Origin of the sequence: Vallitalea sp. (assembly GCF_025211055.1) — a bacterium.
GTDB lineage: Bacteria > Bacillota > Clostridia > Lachnospirales > Vallitaleaceae > Vallitalea.
Genome location: NZ_JAOARO010000055.1, coordinates 1 through 17,630 on the forward strand (window position 1 = coordinate 1; position 17,630 = coordinate 17,630).

The 17,630-nt window shown below is 29.3% G+C and carries 18 protein-coding genes and 1 pseudogene; 18 read left to right on the forward strand and 1 reads right to left on the reverse strand.

Going from position 1 to position 17,630, the window contains the following annotated elements; translation table 11 throughout:
- Positions 1–190 precede the first annotated feature (190 nt).
- The 16 genes and pseudogenes from N4A55_RS06880 to N4A55_RS06955 all read left to right on the forward strand — a co-directional run bounded on the left by N4A55_RS06880 (position 191) and on the right by N4A55_RS06955 (position 14,080).
- Positions 191–1,018 carry a hypothetical protein gene (locus N4A55_RS06880; RefSeq protein ID WP_293754831.1) on the forward strand — a complete coding sequence of 276 codons (828 nt, stop codon included), beginning with the start codon at positions 191–193 and terminating at the stop codon, positions 1,016–1,018.
- Between the two features lie 189 nt (positions 1,019–1,207).
- Positions 1,208–1,762, forward strand: coding sequence for a hypothetical protein (locus tag N4A55_RS06885; RefSeq protein ID WP_293754832.1), 555 nt, complete (start codon positions 1,208–1,210; stop codon positions 1,760–1,762).
- Between the two features lie 412 nt (positions 1,763–2,174).
- Positions 2,175–2,645: an NUDIX hydrolase gene (locus N4A55_RS06890; RefSeq protein ID WP_293754834.1), complete on the forward strand. Its 471-nt coding sequence runs from the start codon at positions 2,175–2,177 to the stop codon at positions 2,643–2,645.
- 462 nt (positions 2,646–3,107) lie between these two features.
- Entirely contained in the window at positions 3,108–3,320 is a 213-nt protein-coding gene (locus N4A55_RS06895; RefSeq protein WP_293754835.1) for a hypothetical protein, read from the forward strand.
- Positions 3,321–3,916: 596 nt separating this feature from the next.
- Complete coding sequence (locus tag N4A55_RS06900) at positions 3,917–4,126, forward strand: hypothetical protein (protein WP_293754836.1); 210 nt, start codon at positions 3,917–3,919, stop codon at positions 4,124–4,126.
- A 176-nt stretch (positions 4,127–4,302) separates the two neighbouring features.
- A complete protein-coding gene (locus N4A55_RS06905; protein ID WP_293754838.1) occupies positions 4,303–5,154 on the forward strand; it encodes an MBL fold metallo-hydrolase in 852 nt (283 codons plus the stop codon).
- Positions 5,155–5,295: 141 nt separating this feature from the next.
- Positions 5,296–5,562 carry a hypothetical protein gene (locus tag N4A55_RS06910; protein WP_293754839.1) on the forward strand — a complete coding sequence of 89 codons (267 nt, stop codon included), beginning with the start codon at positions 5,296–5,298 and terminating at the stop codon, positions 5,560–5,562.
- 178 nt (positions 5,563–5,740) lie between these two features.
- Positions 5,741–6,349, forward strand: coding sequence for a hypothetical protein (locus tag N4A55_RS06915; protein WP_293754840.1), 609 nt, complete (start codon positions 5,741–5,743; stop codon positions 6,347–6,349).
- Positions 6,350–6,489: 140 nt separating this feature from the next.
- Positions 6,490–7,296 (forward strand): class I SAM-dependent methyltransferase, encoded by an 807-nt coding sequence (locus N4A55_RS06920; RefSeq protein WP_293754842.1) that lies wholly within the window; start codon positions 6,490–6,492, stop codon positions 7,294–7,296.
- 294 nt (positions 7,297–7,590) lie between these two features.
- On the forward strand, positions 7,591–8,301 hold the full coding sequence (locus tag N4A55_RS06925; protein ID WP_293754844.1) for an alpha/beta hydrolase: 711 nt from the start codon (positions 7,591–7,593) through the stop codon (positions 8,299–8,301).
- Positions 8,302–8,759: 458 nt separating this feature from the next.
- The gene (locus N4A55_RS16920) at positions 8,760–8,945 is read left to right on the forward strand and encodes a hypothetical protein (RefSeq protein WP_443083822.1); all 186 of its coding nucleotides are present in this window, start codon (positions 8,760–8,762) and stop codon (positions 8,943–8,945) included.
- A gap of 298 nt (positions 8,946–9,243) precedes the next feature.
- Positions 9,244–9,708 (forward strand): GNAT family N-acetyltransferase, encoded by a 465-nt coding sequence (locus N4A55_RS06935; protein WP_293754845.1) that lies wholly within the window; start codon positions 9,244–9,246, stop codon positions 9,706–9,708.
- Between the two features lie 310 nt (positions 9,709–10,018).
- Positions 10,019–10,147, forward strand: a pseudogene (locus tag N4A55_RS06940) (TIGR04076 family protein); the annotation flags it as partial.
- A 396-nt stretch (positions 10,148–10,543) separates the two neighbouring features.
- The gene (locus N4A55_RS06945) at positions 10,544–11,338 is read left to right on the forward strand and encodes a TRADD-N-associated membrane domain-containing protein (RefSeq protein WP_293754847.1); all 795 of its coding nucleotides are present in this window, start codon (positions 10,544–10,546) and stop codon (positions 11,336–11,338) included.
- 203 nt (positions 11,339–11,541) lie between these two features.
- Positions 11,542–11,718 (forward strand): hypothetical protein, encoded by a 177-nt coding sequence (locus N4A55_RS06950; protein ID WP_293754848.1) that lies wholly within the window; start codon positions 11,542–11,544, stop codon positions 11,716–11,718.
- Positions 11,705–14,080 (forward strand): hypothetical protein, encoded by a 2,376-nt coding sequence (locus N4A55_RS06955; RefSeq protein ID WP_293754849.1) that lies wholly within the window; start codon positions 11,705–11,707, stop codon positions 14,078–14,080. The genes N4A55_RS06950 and N4A55_RS06955 overlap by 14 nt, the downstream gene beginning before the upstream one ends.
- A 116-nt stretch (positions 14,081–14,196) precedes the next feature.
- Here the strand turns inward: N4A55_RS06955 and N4A55_RS06960 are convergent, their stop codons facing one another.
- Positions 14,197–15,342 carry a GGDEF domain-containing protein gene (locus N4A55_RS06960; protein WP_293754850.1) on the reverse strand — a complete coding sequence of 382 codons (1,146 nt, stop codon included), beginning with the start codon at positions 15,340–15,342 and terminating at the stop codon, positions 14,197–14,199.
- 579 nt (positions 15,343–15,921) lie between these two features.
- On the opposite strand from N4A55_RS06960, the gene hydG reads away from it, so the two are divergent.
- On the forward strand, positions 15,922–17,412 hold the full coding sequence (gene hydG / locus N4A55_RS06965; RefSeq protein WP_293754851.1) for a [FeFe] hydrogenase H-cluster radical SAM maturase HydG: 1,491 nt from the start codon (positions 15,922–15,924) through the stop codon (positions 17,410–17,412).
- A complete protein-coding gene (locus N4A55_RS06970; RefSeq protein ID WP_293754853.1) occupies positions 17,405–17,629 on the forward strand; it encodes a hypothetical protein in 225 nt (74 codons plus the stop codon). The genes hydG and N4A55_RS06970 overlap by 8 nt, the downstream gene beginning before the upstream one ends.
- Position 17,630 lies beyond the last annotated feature (1 nt).

Sequence of the window (17,630 nt, forward strand, 5' to 3'; positions counted from 1 at the left end):
TAAGTGTAATGGCATAGGTCGCATAGAGGCATCAGTTAACAATGTGTTTACAACATCCCCCAATCTAAGACCTAAAGGTACAGTCGGCACATTAGCACTTAATCAGAGCATGAGCGCCTCCTTCTAGAGGTTGGGGGACGTAACACGGTAACGTTAGGTAAAATCCTCTGTATATAAAGGTTGAAATAACATGAATGTAAATGATAAAGGAATAATATATTATGGAACAGATATTAAGTACATAGAAGAGTTGGATAAAGTAGGGTTAATGAAGCCTAGGAAAAGAGATGAACAGTTTATTTCAGTGTCAATATCAGGTTATGAATCAGTTATTGAGATTGGACATCCTGATTTAGTAGAAATGGGTAGGGTGTATGCAGATGAAATGGGTATATGTACCATAAAAGATAATAAATTTCATTTTAAAGACGGTTATTGTAATACACTAACTTATATTCAAGGTTATGGTCCTAATACCAGCGAATTTTTAAATAGTTTCTATGGTTTGGTTAAGAACGAAAGGACTCAAAATACCATAACTGTAATTTTAACTAAAGAAGCAGATAAGCTATTAGTTAGACCTGAGAAGAATAGAAAATTTGAATATTTGTCATTAGCTTTGCATGGTTTTATAGAATGTATTAAACCAGAAGTGATAGCAGGTTGGATTATACCTGAAAATAGGTATAATGAAGTGATACAAATGATGGGTAGAGGCAGAATAAGAAAGTTAAAAGTTTGGAAAGATACTGAATTTAAGCCTACTAAATATGATATGAATAAGGTCAAGTATGGATTGTTCCCCAATAACATTGATATGTATAAAAAAAATATTGCTACGAATAGCTATTATTATAGAACTAGGTATGAACACTTGAAAAGTATACTACAAGAAGTTAGCAATATAAATTGGAATATGGAAATAGATGAAGTTGAAGAAGTATTAAATGCATGGTTAAAGAAACACAGAAGTGAGATTAAATGGGATAATCAGAAGTTAAAATATAAATATATATAGGCTAACTGTCGGACATCACCTAACAAAATATTTCCATTCGCTCCGCACATTCACTCTCTTTCGAGAAAGGTTTTGGGGTCTTTTATTAATAGAGGGTTACATAATTATCATAATTTCAATATTATGCAGATAGATTACTGGGTAACAATACAAGAACAGTTTATAGTAGACTGAAAGGATGAAATAATAATGATTACTAATGTTAAAGTGTATGATATGAATGAAAGTATTAAAGCAAGTAAATATCCTATGAGTATTGATATAGAATCATTAAGTTGTGAATTAACTAATACTACAAAAAAATTAGGAAGATGTAATAAAGGTGAGGGCCATGATAATTTCTTAAAAGGTATATTAGTATCTTTTGACCTGACTTTTACAAATAAAGCTTGGGTTGAAATGGAAAGGTATAACTTCATAACATTTGTATCAAGTCAATCTACTATGCATAGACTAAAGTCATTTGAATTAGACAAACAATATGCTGATTATGTAGATAATAGGATTATAGACATAATGAAAGAATTACAAGATACATATAATAAAACAAAGAGTAAGGAAAATTATTTAAAATTACTATATTCTAATCCATGTGGATTTAAATTGACTGCTAGATTAACAACAAATTACTGTCAATTAAAAACTATTTATTCGCAAAGAAAAACTCATCGACTACCAGAATGGAGAGATTTTTGTGATTGGATTGAAGGATTACCTAACTTTAAAGAATTAACAGGAATTTAAGAATTTACATATGGAGACTAATTGAATAGATTAATTTGAAAGATATAAGGGTAGTTCTTTGAAGCTGAAGGGGATAACATCTTCTAACAAAATATTTTCGTTCGGGTAGGGTCATTTCTCTGGGGTCAGCCCTCACACATTCCACCACCTAAGCGCGTCGCGACAGTCGTTGCATTAGCCCTTGGCAGGGCATGAGCAACTCCTTCTAAGGTGCTGGAACGTCGGAAATACGGAGACGTTAGAAGACATAAAATCATTCTAATAATATCCGAACATTGATAGAATGATAAAACCAATAAATTTGAATCATTATATGTTATAAATATTATCAATAGAGTCTGTTTATATGGTAAAATAAGATAATGTAGCAGTATAGATGTCTTTTATATTAGAATTATTAAGGAGAGTACTAATGGCTAATTATATGGATGATTTACGAGAACTAATTGGAACAAGACCAGTAATAGCATGTGGAGCGAATGTAGTAATCATGGATAAAGATAATAGGATTTTATTACATCATCGCCAAGATAATGATATGTGGGGATTACCAGGTGGTATGATGGAACTGGGAGAAAGCCTTGAAGAAAATGCAATTAGAGAAGTTAAAGAAGAAACTGGATTAGAATGCAATGAGCTTAGATTATTTAATGTATATTCGGGAAAAGAACTATATTATCAGTATCCAGATGGTAACGAAGTATATAATGTGACAGTGACATATATTTGCAAAAGGTATAGTGGAATAATAGAGGTAGATTTATCAGAGGGTAAAGAGGTAAAATACTTTGCTGTTGATGAAATTCCTAATCAGATAAGTCCACCAGTTAAAATAATTATTGAAGATTATAAGAAAAGATTTAATGAGCTAATTAAGTTATAGTACATGCCAGTTAGTCATGATTTTACATCTTCTAACAAAATATTTCCGTTCGCTCTGTATCTGCATATATATTTTTACGACTACGGAAAAATAATCAAATATAAATTCAGTGGCACTGTGGGTACGGTTCAGGGACGTCGTAAATACGCAACGTTAGGTAAAATCATTAACTAGTGTATAGGTTTATTATATGAGTAGAAAAAATAATGATATATGGTATAAGAAACAGACAAAAATCGTTAATGTTTTTAAATGAGGTTTTTCAGATTGAAGAATATGAATTGAATAGATTTAGTCTCAAACTGATTATATCAGTGCTAATGATTTTGAGGAACATTTTGGGATTAGTACTGATGATATAGAAATAAATAATCTTGAATTATTAGTTTCACATGTTACTACATCGATAGATAATAATCTATAAATACTCATGACTTAATTAGTTTACAGAAAGTATTAAATTTGGATAGTCCATTAAAGAAATTTATAAATAAATATGTAATTGAAATTGATGTTAATAGATTATTAAGTTATAATAGTAGTGGTTATAATATTGATTATGAGTATTATAGGGGGAGCTATTTAGGTCATAACTCCCAAGAGAGTCAGTTGAAAGAAATAGGACGTAAGTTGTATAGACCATCAAATTTCTGCATTTCTATACATGCCCAGTGATACAAATTATGGTGGAAGAGTTCATTTAAGACCTGAATCTCTAATGAACATTGCAATTTTACTAAAAGAAATCTTGAGCAAGAGTGGTTTAACAGTGCAAAGTCAATTGTTGTTGAATTTAGTAATTTCAATTGACGGTCGTTTTATAACCAAAAACATGAATTCTTATCATATGAATTCAACAAATCAAAACTAAAGAAGTGGTTAGTAGAGAAGCTCTAAATGTGGTAAGGGAAAGTGATAATTTTGGTAGAATACCAGAAATAATTGTTTATATGAATAAAGATTATATTGCAGATATTAAGAAAATTCGAAATATAGTTATTGATAGCTTCCGTTAATGACTTCACCTAACAAAATATTTCCGTTCGCTATGCACATTCACTCTCTTTTGGGAAAAGCGTTGAAGGTCAGAGTGAACGTCTAAAATACGAAACGTTAAGTGGAATTTTTTGTTCTGTATCGTCTGTATCGCTTAATTAGTATGTATTGGAGGATTATTATGAAATCATGATAAGAAGGAGAAAAGAGATATCTCTGTAAGTGATAATAATTTACATAGTAATTGAAAATTCAAAGCGAGTCAGCCTAAGAGTTTGAAAAATACGTTGTGTGAATATTATCTTGATAGGAAAGATTATCATGATAGTAATCTATATTTACCTTCAGTTGCTAAAGCCTTGATTCACTATGCAGTTAATTATGGATGGAATTTTTCATCAACAAATCAGTTTTATAGCCATGAAATTGAGTCAGTATCAGAATTCAATGAGATTATTAAATTAGGAGCAACTATCATCTTATAGAAAATGTAGAATTTGACCATATAAGAGAAATTCTTTTTTGTGTAGAAGGTATTTCGATATCCAACAATGAATTAATTGGTATTATTGTTGATAACGGTGGGCTAGAAAGTTATCAGTCTGTTTTACAAACAAGGTACGTTATGCAACAGATTGAGATTTTATAAGGAGAGATGGAGATGAGAGTAGAAATATTAGGTTCAGGTGGAGCAATAACAATTCCAAGGCCTTTATGTAACTGTAATGTTTGTAATGAAGCAAGAATAAAAGGTATACCATATTCAAGAATGGGACCAAGTATTTTTATTCACGATATTGGCTTATTAATAGATACTCCGGAGGATATTGTACATCAACTTAATAGAAGTAATATAACTGCGGTGAAATATTGTGCATATTCACATTGGCACCCTGATCATACTATGGGGAGAAGAGTGTTTGAAATGAACTATGATTGGAGAAATTTTCCACCAAATAATATGCATACAGAATTATTAATTCCTGAAGGGGTTAAACCAGGTTTAGAGGAACAATTAGGGACAATGAAACATTTTGATTACTTTGAATACCTAGGAATTATTAATAGAACTATATTAAAAGATAATTTTAAATTTGTAATAGATAATTTTACAATACAAGCTATTAGGTTAAGTGAAGAGTATGTATATGGATATCTAATTAGTAACTTAACTACAAGAATTTTAATAATAATGGATGAACTGGTTGGCTGGAAAGTGCCAAAAAATTTGGGGAAATTAGATTTAGCTATAGTACCAGCAGGAGTTTTTAAAAATAATCCATTAACTGGTGAACAAAATATTTCTGAAAATCACCCCGCTTTAAAATCTGAATGTACTTTTTTGGAAACAATAGACATAGTTAAAAATATAAAAGCAGATAAAATCGTTTTAAGTCATATTGAAGAACCTGATAGATTATCTTATAATGATTTATTAAGAGTAGAAGAAATATACAAGAAAAAAGGAATTGATGTAGAATTTGCATATGATAGGATGATAGTCGAAGTGTAATTGAGTAGGTCATCTCAATCCATTGCATAATAAAATATTTCCGTTCGCTACGCCAATTCCCTCTCTTTGGGGAAAGTTTTTGTGGGTCGAGCGAAAGTGGGAAATACCAAACGTTAGACGTAATATAATAGAAGGGGCAATATGAATTGTAAATTAATTGAGTACTCCAATGGAAAATTTGATGACATTAATTCTATTGATTTAAGACAGAATGATGTATCGGGAGGTAATTGTAGCAAAGAAGATATTGATTTAATCTCAAATTATCCAAATGCTAAAAAGATAATAATAAGTGGTTTAAAGCAGGAAGTATTTGATTATTTTATTGATAAGTTACCATCATCAAAAACACTCCAACAGTTGATTTATAGTGATAAGGTGTGGGTAACAAGTCTCTTAATTCATTAGAGCCATTAAAGAGATGCTTGTCTCTTAAATATGTATATTTCACTTTGAAAAAGTTAGAAGATGGAAATATTACTCACTTAGCAGAAATTCAGAATCTAGAAGAGATATATTTTAACCATAATCTATTTACTACAGAGCAATTGGCATGGTTACGTGCAGATTGATGAGGAGGACTGTATTGATTAAACCTAATTATTTTACAAAAGTTATATTATCATTCATATGTATAATTGTTATTAGGGCTATAATGAGAGGAGCATATTTAATATTGATAAATCAAGAAATAATTAATCCTAGTTTAATAACAAGAAATAGTTGGGATATATATTTTTTATTAAGTATTATTGTAATAGTTAGTATGATTAATATAATTAGAATATTGTTTAATAAGCCATCAGGGCATAGATATATACTTATTGAGAATAGAAGATACAAAAGGTGTACATTTTATATTAGTCTTTTAATAAGCATTATATCATTGAGATTCATTATTTATAGATTTGATGATTTATTATTATTTATTGTTGTAACTTCATTCATGATATTATTATTAGAGATGACAATGTTGAGAAATGCAGATGGTGTATATAAAGACTGTATATATTTATTTGGTAGGAAGATATTTTTAACAAATATTATAGAAGTAAAGGAATATAAACATAAAGTTAAGATTTTGGCTAAAGGAAAATTTCTTTTTGTTGAAGTAATTAATGATTATAATTTACAACTAGACAAACAAGAAATGATAAAGCTAAATGAAATTATAGAAGGGAAAAAATTTGGTTAAGTCATCGTATAACAAATATTTCCGTTCACTACGTACATTCACTCTCTTTAGGGAAAAGACGTTGTGAGTCAGAGTGGATGTCGGAAATACGAAACGTTATAAAACATTGTTCACTAGTATATTTAACAGGAGGTATCTGCATGGATAAGAAACGACAACATACTAACGTTTGGGATATAGTTGCTACTAAATTTAGTAAGGTAGGTCCTAGTTATTGGAATGTATTTGGAGAACACTTAGTTGAACTATCAAATATAAAGGATGGTGGTGTAGTACTTGATATTGGTATGGGTAGAGGTGCATCTCTGTTTCCAGCTACTAAAAAAGTAGGGTCTGATGGAAGGGTAATTGGTATCGATTTATCTGGAAAAATGGTACATGAGACAAAAGTAGAATTATTAGAAAAAAGTATTGAGAATGCAAAAGTTTATATGATGGACGTAAAAAATATAAGATTTGATGAAGAAACTTTTGATTATATTATTTCTGGCTTTTTTATTACATATCTCTTTCATAGTGAACAAAAATTGAATAATATATCTAAGATGCTTAAAAAGGGTGGCAAGTTAAGTTTTAGCACCTGGGGTGAACAAATTGATCAAAAATGGCTTACTCTAATAGTTGACAAATATATAGATAAGAATACTTCTTCGACAGGGATTAAATACAATACAGTAGAAAGTATAATCAATATGCTCAAGGAAAGTGGTTTTCATAATATAAGAGTTCATGAAGAACAACCACATGTTATTTATAGGAATAGCGATGAATGGTGGGATGAAATGAATTCAAATGCATTTAGAGGTATTATAGAAGAGATTGCAAAAATGGGTATGAGCCAATTAGATAGTTTTAAAATAGATGTATACGAAGGGCTAAAAGAATTTAGACGAGAAGATGGAATTTATATTAAGATGTCTGTCATATATGCTTTTTGTGAGAAATAAACTATACTATTTTAATTAAAGCGATAGACTGTTTCCGTGCACAATGTCTGATAACAATATATTTCCGTTCGCTACGCACATTCTACCACCTAAGCCCGGTCGGGATGGCGCACGCATTAGAACTTATTCAGAGCATGAGCGAGCATCTATAAGGTACTGGGACGTCGCAAATACGGGACGTTAGGTGAATTACCCCACTAGGTTTTGACCTAGGATATAAAAATAAAGGTTTATTTGTAAATTATTAATACTATAATTAATAGTAAATTTAATAAAAAATAGTTAGGAGACACGATGTATAAGAAAAGAATTAAGATAGAGGGTATCCCATCAGTTGAATGGGGGGAGAAAAAATCACATGTCTTTATAGCAGTGCATGGTAATATGTCTGATAAAGAAGATACAGTTATTAAATTACTTGCAGAAACTGCAGTTAAAAAAGATTATCAGGTATTAAGTTTTGATCTAGCTCAGCATGGTGAACGGAAGGAAGAGAATACACCCTGTAAAGTACAGTTTTGTGTACAAGACCTTAAAAAGATTATCTTTTATGCAAAACAAAAATGGGAAAATATAAGTCTTTTTGCGTGCAGTATGGGAGCATACTTTAGTTTATTGGCATACAAGGAAGAACAGTTAGAGCAGTGTCTCTTTTTGGCACCTGTTGTGGATATGGGACGAATTATTAGCAATATGATGATGTGGTTTGGAATAACTCCAGAAATTTTACAAAAAGAAAAAGAAATTGAAACACCTATTGGTCAAGTTCTTTATTGGGATTATTATAGTTATGTTAAGGATCACCCAGTAGATATATGGGATATTGCTACAGCCATCCTTTATGGTGCAAAAGATGATTTATGTGAGTTTGAAACAATAGAGAATTTTGCTAAGATATTTCAGTGCGAGATAGAGATTATGCAGGAAGGTGAGCATTATTTTCATACTAATGAACAATTGGATGTATATAAGGATTGGCTGAATAAGTATATAACAAAAAAGTAGTATTTTCTTGAGGTAACTTTTCTATAGAAAAAATGTTATTGTTAATATATTAAAATATTCAGTAAAAAAATAATAAATTAGAAAGCTGACGTTTATTAGTATGTCTGTATCGGTTGATTTCCGTGGGAGAACTTCACCTAACACTATATTGCAGCTCCCTTCGCACATTCACTTTCTATTGGGTGAAGCTATGGGGATAATGAAAAATTAGTGCATTATTAATGAATGATATAGAAATTTTGAGATGTATACCAAAAGCAGACTTACATAATCACTTTAACCTTGGAGGGAATAGAGATTATATATATAAAAAAACTGGTATGAAGATTCCTTGTTTAAATCATAAACTTGAGAACATGAATGAAATGCATAGTTGGGTTAATAAATATATAGGAACGGTGTTTGAAGGAAAGTCAGGTATCAATCACCGCAAGTTATGAACTGGAGCTGATAATAATATTCAACTTAATATTTGTCCGACAAGTAATGTAATATTAGGTAGGGTAGAGTCAATAAAGAAGAATCCTATTAGAAAGTTATTTGATGCGGGTATTAAAGTAACTATTAATTCAGATAATGTTCTAATATTTGACAGTCCTGTTTTCTGGAGAATATATGAAAATGTTCAAAGCTGGTGTATTTAATGCTGAAGAATTAGACATTATTAGAATGAATGGTTTAACAGATAGTATACGGTGATTTCAGTAAATTGCTTCGTATAACAAAATATTGTCGTTCGCTACGCACATTTACTCTCTTTGGGGAAAATTAAGAGAGAACGTTGGAAATACCGAATCGTTAAGTTAAATTGTCAACTAGGTATTATTATGTCCATATTTATGGGTTAAATAGATTTTTTTAAAGATAAAGTGGATTGTATCATAAATGATTGCGGTTTTTTATAACTGTTAATATTATATAAGATGAGAGGTTTTGAAGAAAATGAAGATTAGAAGATTAGAGGAAAGAGATGTAATAGATGTTGCTGATTTAGCAATGAGAACATTTAGAAGATACAACAGTTTAGATTTTTATGATGAAGAGGCTATAACTAAAACATTAGACTATTTTGACCCTACTAAAAATACTAAACAACAGCTTCTTGATAAATTTAGTAAGAAGCCTATATTTTATGTTGCTGAAGAAGATGAAATAGTAGGAATGATATGCGGAATGGCGAACAGAATAAGTAGTCTTTTTGTGGATGGAACACAACACAGAAGTGGTATTGGAAAGAAACTACTCGAAAGATTTGAAATTGAAGCGAAAGAATACAATTCAAATTATATTAGTATTGAGGCTTCATTGTATGCAGTTGCTTTTTATCAAAAGATGGGTTTCAATAAGACCACGGGTATATGTAATCATATGGGGTTAAAAGTATATAAAATGGAAAAAGTGTTATAGAGAAACCACAGTTTAGTGCTGTACGGTGAACTACATCCTAAGTATGGACTTATAGCCACAATAGTTTTATGATGAATTCAAAGCTTCCGTTGCCAACTTTACTTAACAATGTGTTATCATTCATTCGAACAAGGGTATTTCTCTAGGGATTTGTCCTCATACATCCCACCACCTAAGCGCAGTCACGACAATCGTTGCATTAGCCCTTACTCAGGGCATTAGCTACGATTTCTAAGGTGCTAGCACGTCGATAACATGCGAGTGAGTTTTTTATTAAGCTGCTCCCATAATTAGAACTTGGAGGTTAATCATGAAAAAATGGTATGATGAGGAGTACGAATTTGAAATTGAGGTAACTGGGTTTCTTCGAAGTGATCATACAGAGCGGTACTGCCGAAACGGCGAGGAAGTGGGGGATAAGTATACCTGTACCTATGGCTTATGTTACTTATTTATTTAATGATTAGAAGTGAGAATCAGAGAAAATATATAGTTGAGAATTTTAATGATTAATAAAGTACAAAAAGTATACATTTTATAATGAGTGGTAGTTTCCGTATGGTTATATCACCTAAGCACGTCGGGACAGTGGTTGCATTAGCCCTCAATCAGGGCATGAACAACTCCTTCTAAGGTACTGAAACGTTTAAAATATGAAATGTTATAGTATATATCCGCTATCGAGGTCTAGCTTTTTGGTCTTTTTATATTGTTGATTTATAATGGAGATTTAAGTGAATTGAAATGTGTAATTTAGAGAAATTTATTGGACCTCCATTGAAAGAATCATTTACTGGAAAATATATGCTTTGTAGTGTCGAAAGGGGAAGTAAAATTGGAAGAAAATAATAATAAAATAAATAATGAAAGAACGGAACAAAAAGAAAAGGATATAATTATACCAGATTCTAACACTGCAAATAACTTATTGAATTTGGAATATTTTGAATCTAAAATCAATAAATTGCAATCTGAATTGGAATCTGATGCTAGTGTAAGTAAAGGAATTAGATATTTTTTCATGAGTATGGGTATATTTTGTTTGCTTGGTTATTTAAAGGTTGTAAATATAAATATTTATGTTAATTATATACTGACATTTATTAGTATTATATTTGTTTTGGCAAGCTTTACTAAATCTAAACAGAAAAAATTACAAAAAGAAATCGATTTACTAAATAAGCAAAAAGAGATTGTGATGAAAGATAACGAAAAACAGAGACATTCACAATACTTTGACAGTTTAGTTGGAATCAATATTCGAAATCTTGAAGAATATTATGAGCTTGTGAAGAAAAGTAATAAAAGCTCATTTTATATTTCTATTAGTATGAGTGTTATTGGAATTATACTCATTGTCGGAGGCCTTATTGTAGGTTATTTTGTTGATGAGGTTAGAAATATTTCATATCTTGTAAGTTCGTCAGGAATAGTTATTGAATTAATAACTGCTTTATTATTTTATCTCTATAATAAATCAGTTATACAGCTTAAGGATTATCACGATAGTTTATTAGATGTTCAAAACATATTGTTATCATTTAAATTAATTGATGATATAAAGGGGGAAGAGTATAGATTAGAAATAATGAAATACATGATTGAATTTTTAACAAATCGTCACAAATAACTTCGTCTAACAAAATACTCCTGTTCGCTACGCACATCTCTTCACTGAGTGGGAGCACCCACATAAAGAAGGGCGTTGAGGGTCCAGTTCTGAGACGTCTGAAATGGGAAACGTTATCCATCATCCTTAATTAGGCTTTGTATACAAAATCTGTAGATTAGATAGTGTATTATTATTTTAATATATTAAATAAAGGAGATAACATGGAAAAATTTAATTTAATTAGTGGAATATGTTCTATATTAGGATTAATAATTTCAATTTTTACTGCAAGTAAGGTAATTAAAGTATCAAAAAATATTGACAATAAAGTTATTCAAAAAAGAAATAAATTAAATGGTAGCAATATGGCTGGGAGAGATGTAAATGTTTCAAAATAAAAATGAACTACATAATAGTAATATGGCAGGAAGAGATGTAAATATTTACTATGAGGAAAACAATAGGATAGAGAGTATATTATTAGATGAAATTCCTAGGGTAAGAGAAGACTATGTTCAAAGAAAAGATATTGAAAAAGATTATATGGAATTATTAGAAAATGAAAATATTATACAATTATATGGGATCAGTGGTATTGGAAAAACCGAACTGACTAAAAGAATTGTTAATGATGTTGCCTATATGTTCGAAAAAACATATTGGATTTCGTGTAATAAGAATTCAGTAATAAATCTGAAGTCTATAAGGGGGATATCAGGAGAAAAGATTGATTTAATTAGTAAAGTGAAAGAAATGAAGTGTCTTATAATTTTAGATAATGCTTTTAATGGAGTAAATGAATTAATTAAAATATTTAGCAGGAATAATATGTTTGAATCTAAAGTGATTATTATTTCACAACAGAAATTGGGTTCTAGAACTACTAAAAAATTACCTCTTGAGTTTATGAAAAAAGAAGAGGCAGAACAAATATTTTATGAATCAATATTTCAAAAATGCGGATTTAAAGATTTGCTTAGTCAGTTAGAATATCACCCATTAATGTTGATGATTCTGAAAATGTTTTTACTAGATGAAGATAATGGATTAAATGTTGAAGATTTTAAGGATATAAAAAAGTTAGTTAAATTAAAAGACGATGAGTTGACTCAATCTGAGAGAATATGTAATAAGATTATAGGTGACTATTATTCTAAAAATAATAATATATGCATTTTAATTTCTAATCTAGGAAAAAATGAATTGGAAGAAAGCTTTTTAAAAAAGTGTATTTTAGATGAGATACCCTGTTTAATAAAAAAGTGTTTTTTAAAATATGAGGAGGGTTATTACTATTTACATGATATTATATTAAATTCTATAAAAGCTATAATTTCAAGTAACAGTAATAAAGAAGGGCTAGTTTTTGTACCAGAAATAAAAGAATTTTTGATAACTGAAAATGAAAAAAGAAGTCTTCAATTTTATTCGTTTTTTGCCTTTCATGAAGATTTTCTTTATAGAATGCTGAAAGCTAGTACAGATAATGAGTTTAATATTTTAATTTATAACAGCATTTTACTTTTTTCAAATCATCAAAATATAGATAAGCATATAAATAATATCGAAAAATTATTAATAAAAGATAAATTAGAAAATTATTATTCTATAAAGTTGTATATTGAAAAATTAGAACTTATTGTACAAGATAAAAGAAGTAAGCAAGGAAGAAATGAAAAAGTTTCAGATGCAATTAAAGAACTTAAGAATTTACAGAAAAAAGAACTTGATGATGAAAGTCAGTTATTAGTAAAGCATCATATAGCGAAATTTTATAATTGGAACAATGATTATAACGAGGCAATCGAATTACTAAAAGAGATTCTTGAAAAAAAACCAAATGAGTCATCAACACTATTACAACTTTTAAGAGTATATAGACAGTGGCTTACTAAAAAAAATGTAAGTAGAGAAGAAAAAGCTAAGCTTGATAATGCTGTAAAAAATATTCTAGAAAATGCTGATTATCAAAAAATGCCAGTCGCTATTTATCTTGAAATGGTGAATCTTGTAAAGAATCGACCTCTAAATACAGTTGGAAATTTAAACTCTTGTTTATGGTCTAATTTTGACTATTTTAAGAAAATTGTAATGCTATATTCTAAAAATGGAGTATTTGAACACATATATTATATTATGGGGGAATTAGCTGAAACAATCTCCTATAAAGAAGGAAAGTTTTTTGATGAATGGTTTAGAACCATCGAGCATCCTGTAGAGTTAAAAAAGAAGGATATGTTAAGTTCAATAATAAAAATATATATATCTGAAATAAAGTTGCGTAAAAACAATGGTGATGATTATAAATTATTATTGAAATATTTAGAGGAATGCTGGTTTTTATACAAAGAAAAATATTTTAAGAAGAAGAAAAATCCATTTGAATATAATTTACTTGTTAAAATGTACATAAGTATCGAAGAATATAATAGGGCATTAGAAGAATTAGATGAAGTGTATGATAAAGAAAATATATGGAATTTAAAGAATATGGCATTGATTAAATCAGGATTAGGTGAATTGGATGTTGCATTAAACATAATATCAAATGCAATTAATAAATATAGGGAAAGTAAAGATCCATTCTATTTATTTGCTTTTTTGAAAGATAAAGCAGATATTCTATATAAAAAAGCAGATAAAGAGTGCATAGATAATTTTATTCAAGCTATTGAGAGCTGTCATGATGATAAATTACAGCTAGAATGGCGAGAAATATTAAAAGAATGGAAAAAAGAATATAACATGATTCAACAATAGCAAATATAATTAACTCGTTAAGAGAAAATATTATCAAAGGATTTGGTGGTATTATATATTAAACCTTATATCAAAGCTGAATCTGAAGGAGAAAGTATATATTATGGACAGTTATCTCAAATACCGGAAGCATTGAGAGCTTTACATCTTAATTTATCTGCATACATTCTATGATCCACTTCAGCAATAAGCTGTTCCATAGTCATTGTATTATCTTCTCTAACTAATAGTTGCCCATAACTTAGTTCTATATTGTACTTGTCGTTATAACTGTTATGCTTTTCTAATTCAGCTTTAATATGCTCAATTACCTTATAAGTAAGTTCATAACGATGCTCAATCAACATAAAGAACTCATCCCCTCCATATCGACACACTAAATCTTCTACATTAGTGCAATTAAGTAATATCTCAGATACTACTTGCAGTACTTTGTCTCCTTCAATATGTCCATAAGTATCATTAACGGATTTAAAATCATTCAAATCTATAACAACGAGAGAAAATGATTGCTTTTTTTTCAATCTATCTTTTAAGCGCATTTCAAAATTATGTCTAGTATATAGACAAGTTAAAGAATCACGCATCATTTCATCTCTTTCTAATAACAAAAATATTAAAAATAAACTTAGAGTATGAGATGGCATAGAAAAAGAAGTACCATATGCTTTTAGCTGAAGCGCTATTCCCAATATAGGTGCGATAAAATAAAGACCTACAGCTTTAAACACCCGTGCAGACATTCTCTTTTTATCCTTATAGAACAGTATTACTACTACTAGCATAAAGAAATACATAAAAAATGCATTAGCATAAATATAAAAACCTCTGTGATAATGATTTTGAGCATCTATATAAAATAGAGAACCTGGTACAAAGAGATTATAAATTACAGATATAACACTTATATAGGTTGGAATCATATAATAATAAAATTTTCTTTTATTAGCTTTTTTTTGACTATAAATCTTATAATCCAAATAAGTAAGACCAACGCATCCTGGCAATGTTATCAATCCTAAATATATTGCATTACTCCAATAATGAATTGGAATTTGAGAAGCATTGTTTATTTCACCTGAAATCCAAGAAACTGATTCTAATATTATTAATAATGATATTGCTAAAAGAGCTCTTTGAAATAATTTTTCTGAATATTGTTTTCTTCTATGTTGTACATGAATGTATATAAACATTACCACGTTCAATATCAATGCATAAATCAATAAATCGATACGTAAAGCCAATTTTATTAAATTCATATATAAAATCTCCTATCTTACAATATTTACTAATATTAGTTTATTATTTTATTGTTAGCATCCTAAATTGATGCAATTAGACAAATTATATCTCATTTCTTTCTATTTTATATGAAGCCTTTTCTTTTTACAATAGTTATATTCTATTATAAAAGGAGTGATTTTAATAGGGGGATTTATGTCATATGACTATTGAACCAGTTATTGAAGATTCGGTTTTATCATATACTTGTAAATGTAGTAAATATTAATATTATCGAAGGAATTAGTAGCAATAATTAAGGTTTATACCACGTGTATTGACAAAAAATAAACAAAGTGATATCATTAATTTAGAATAAATTTCAGTTTTTCTGAGAAATATCTTAGTTAAACTGAAGGTAAAATCAAAGACCTTACAGAAAAGAGATATCTTATTTGATAGGAATTTGTGCAGAATTGTTATTTAACAGTTTTTTGAGCTGTTTTTTATTTGCATGACTTCCTTTATGGAAGTTTTTTTTGTTATTTATGAATCTTTTATGTGGGAATAGCCACTCTTTGTTCTGGAGATCTTTTAAATTATAGGAGGTTATACAAATGGATACAAAAAGTTGGATAGACCAAGTTATAAAACAAGATCAAATTGATAAGTACTTAATTAATGGTAAAGATTTTATTAACGAAAATGAAATACATAACAAGCTAAATACTAATAAAGACTGTAGCAAGGAGAAAATCAGAGCTATACTTGATAAATCTTTGGCAGTTCAAAGATTGAGCTTTGATGAAACTGCAACATTACTTAATGTTAATGACGAAGATATGTGGGAAGAAATGTACGAAGTTGCAGCGGAAGTTAAGAGAAGAGTATATGACAACAGGATTGTATTTTTCGCACCACTTTATTGTGGTAATCTATGTGTGAACAGTTGTAGATACTGTGGATTCAGGAAAGAAAATGCTGGAGAAGATAGAAAAGTATTAACTGTAGAAGAAATAAGAAAAGAAACAGATTATATTCTAAGTCAAGGGCACAAAAGAGTCATCGTTGTTTATGGTGAACACCCAAAGACAGATGCTAAATATATAGCCGAAAGCATGAAAACAGTATATGATGTTAAGAAGAAATCAAGGAGTGGAAAAAATTCATATATAAGGAGAATAAATGTTAATGCAGCACCTATGAGCATAGAAGATTTGAAGATGTTAAAGGAAGTAGGTATAGGTACATATCAAGTATTCCAAGAGACATATCACAAAGATACATATAAATCAGTTCATCCAAAAGGATTAAAAGCCAATTATAGATGGAGATTATACTCTCTTCATAGAGCAATGGATGCAGGTATTGATGATGTAGCTATAGGAGCTCTTTTTGGGCTTTACGATTGGCGTTTTGAAGTTATGGGGTTATTATATCATGCTGATGATCTTGAAAAACAATTTGGTATTGGTCCTCATACAATTTCATTCCCAAGACTTACACCAGCTTCAGGGTCAGAACTTAGTATAGCTTCCAAATATCTAGTTAACAATAAAGATTTTAAAAAATTAGTTACAGTTCTAAGACTTGCAGTACCTTATACTGGATTAATAATTACTGCTCGTGAATGTCCAGAGGTAAGAGATGAAGTTGTAAAAGTTGGATGCACACAATTAGATGCTTCAACAAAAATAGGTATAGGTGCATATGATAAAGCCGCTCACAATGAAAAAGAAGATAAACAGCAATTTACTATTGGAGACAACCGAACACTTGATCAAGTTGTTAATAAACTAGCTGAAATGGGTAAGATAACATCCTTCTGTACTGCTGGTTATAGATGTGGTAGAACAGGAGATAAGATAATGGATCTGTTGGAAACAGGAACAGAAGGTAAATTCTGCAAATTGAATGCTGTACTTACATTTAGAGAATACTTAGATGATTATGCTTCAGAAGAAACTAAGATAATAGGAGAAGAACTTATTAAAAAAGAATTTGAAGAAATCAATAACATGGAATTTTATAAAAATAATAAATTATTAAGTGTAATAAATGATTATTATAAAAGAATATCCCAAGGAGAAAGAGATCTATATGTGTAGACAGGAACTTGAAAATATTGTTAGGGATGTTCACAATAAATTCCATGTTGAATTAGCTATTTGTGAAGTTTTCAAAAGAAGATGGTCATACATTACAGGAACTAAAAACTATGTAAGTGGAAGATATAGAATAGGTATAGATGAAAAATATGGTATAATAGTGAATTGTGAAAAACAAGATGTAGATAGAATTAAGATGTATATTAAGAAAGGATAAG

What these genes read in the sequence shown, in the direction of transcription:
- N4A55_RS06880 (WP_293754831.1), top strand. Translation starts at nt 191, where the DNA reads ATGAATGTAAATGATAAAGGAATAATATATTATGGAACAGATATTAAG.
- N4A55_RS06885 (WP_293754832.1), top strand. Translation starts at nt 1,208, where the DNA reads ATGATTACTAATGTTAAAGTGTATGATATGAATGAAAGTATTAAAGCA.
- N4A55_RS06890 (WP_293754834.1), top strand. Translation starts at nt 2,175, where the DNA reads ATGGCTAATTATATGGATGATTTACGAGAACTAATTGGAACAAGACCA.
- N4A55_RS06905 (WP_293754838.1), top strand. Translation starts at nt 4,303, where the DNA reads ATGAGAGTAGAAATATTAGGTTCAGGTGGAGCAATAACAATTCCAAGG.
- N4A55_RS06910 (WP_293754839.1), top strand. Translation starts at nt 5,296, where the DNA reads ATGAATTGTAAATTAATTGAGTACTCCAATGGAAAATTTGATGACATT.
- N4A55_RS06920 (WP_293754842.1), top strand. Translation starts at nt 6,490, where the DNA reads ATGGATAAGAAACGACAACATACTAACGTTTGGGATATAGTTGCTACT.
- N4A55_RS06925 (WP_293754844.1), top strand. Translation starts at nt 7,591, where the DNA reads ATGTATAAGAAAAGAATTAAGATAGAGGGTATCCCATCAGTTGAATGG.
- N4A55_RS06935 (WP_293754845.1), top strand. Translation starts at nt 9,244, where the DNA reads ATGAAGATTAGAAGATTAGAGGAAAGAGATGTAATAGATGTTGCTGAT.
- N4A55_RS06950 (WP_293754848.1), top strand. Translation starts at nt 11,542, where the DNA reads ATGGAAAAATTTAATTTAATTAGTGGAATATGTTCTATATTAGGATTA.
- N4A55_RS06955 (WP_293754849.1), top strand. Translation starts at nt 11,705, where the DNA reads ATGTTTCAAAATAAAAATGAACTACATAATAGTAATATGGCAGGAAGA.
- N4A55_RS06960 (WP_293754850.1), bottom strand. Translation starts at nt 15,342, where the DNA reads ATGAATTTAATAAAATTGGCTTTACGTATCGATTTATTGATTTATGCA.
- hydG (WP_293754851.1), top strand. Translation starts at nt 15,922, where the DNA reads ATGGATACAAAAAGTTGGATAGACCAAGTTATAAAACAAGATCAAATT.
- N4A55_RS06970 (WP_293754853.1), top strand. Translation starts at nt 17,405, where the DNA reads ATGTGTAGACAGGAACTTGAAAATATTGTTAGGGATGTTCACAATAAA.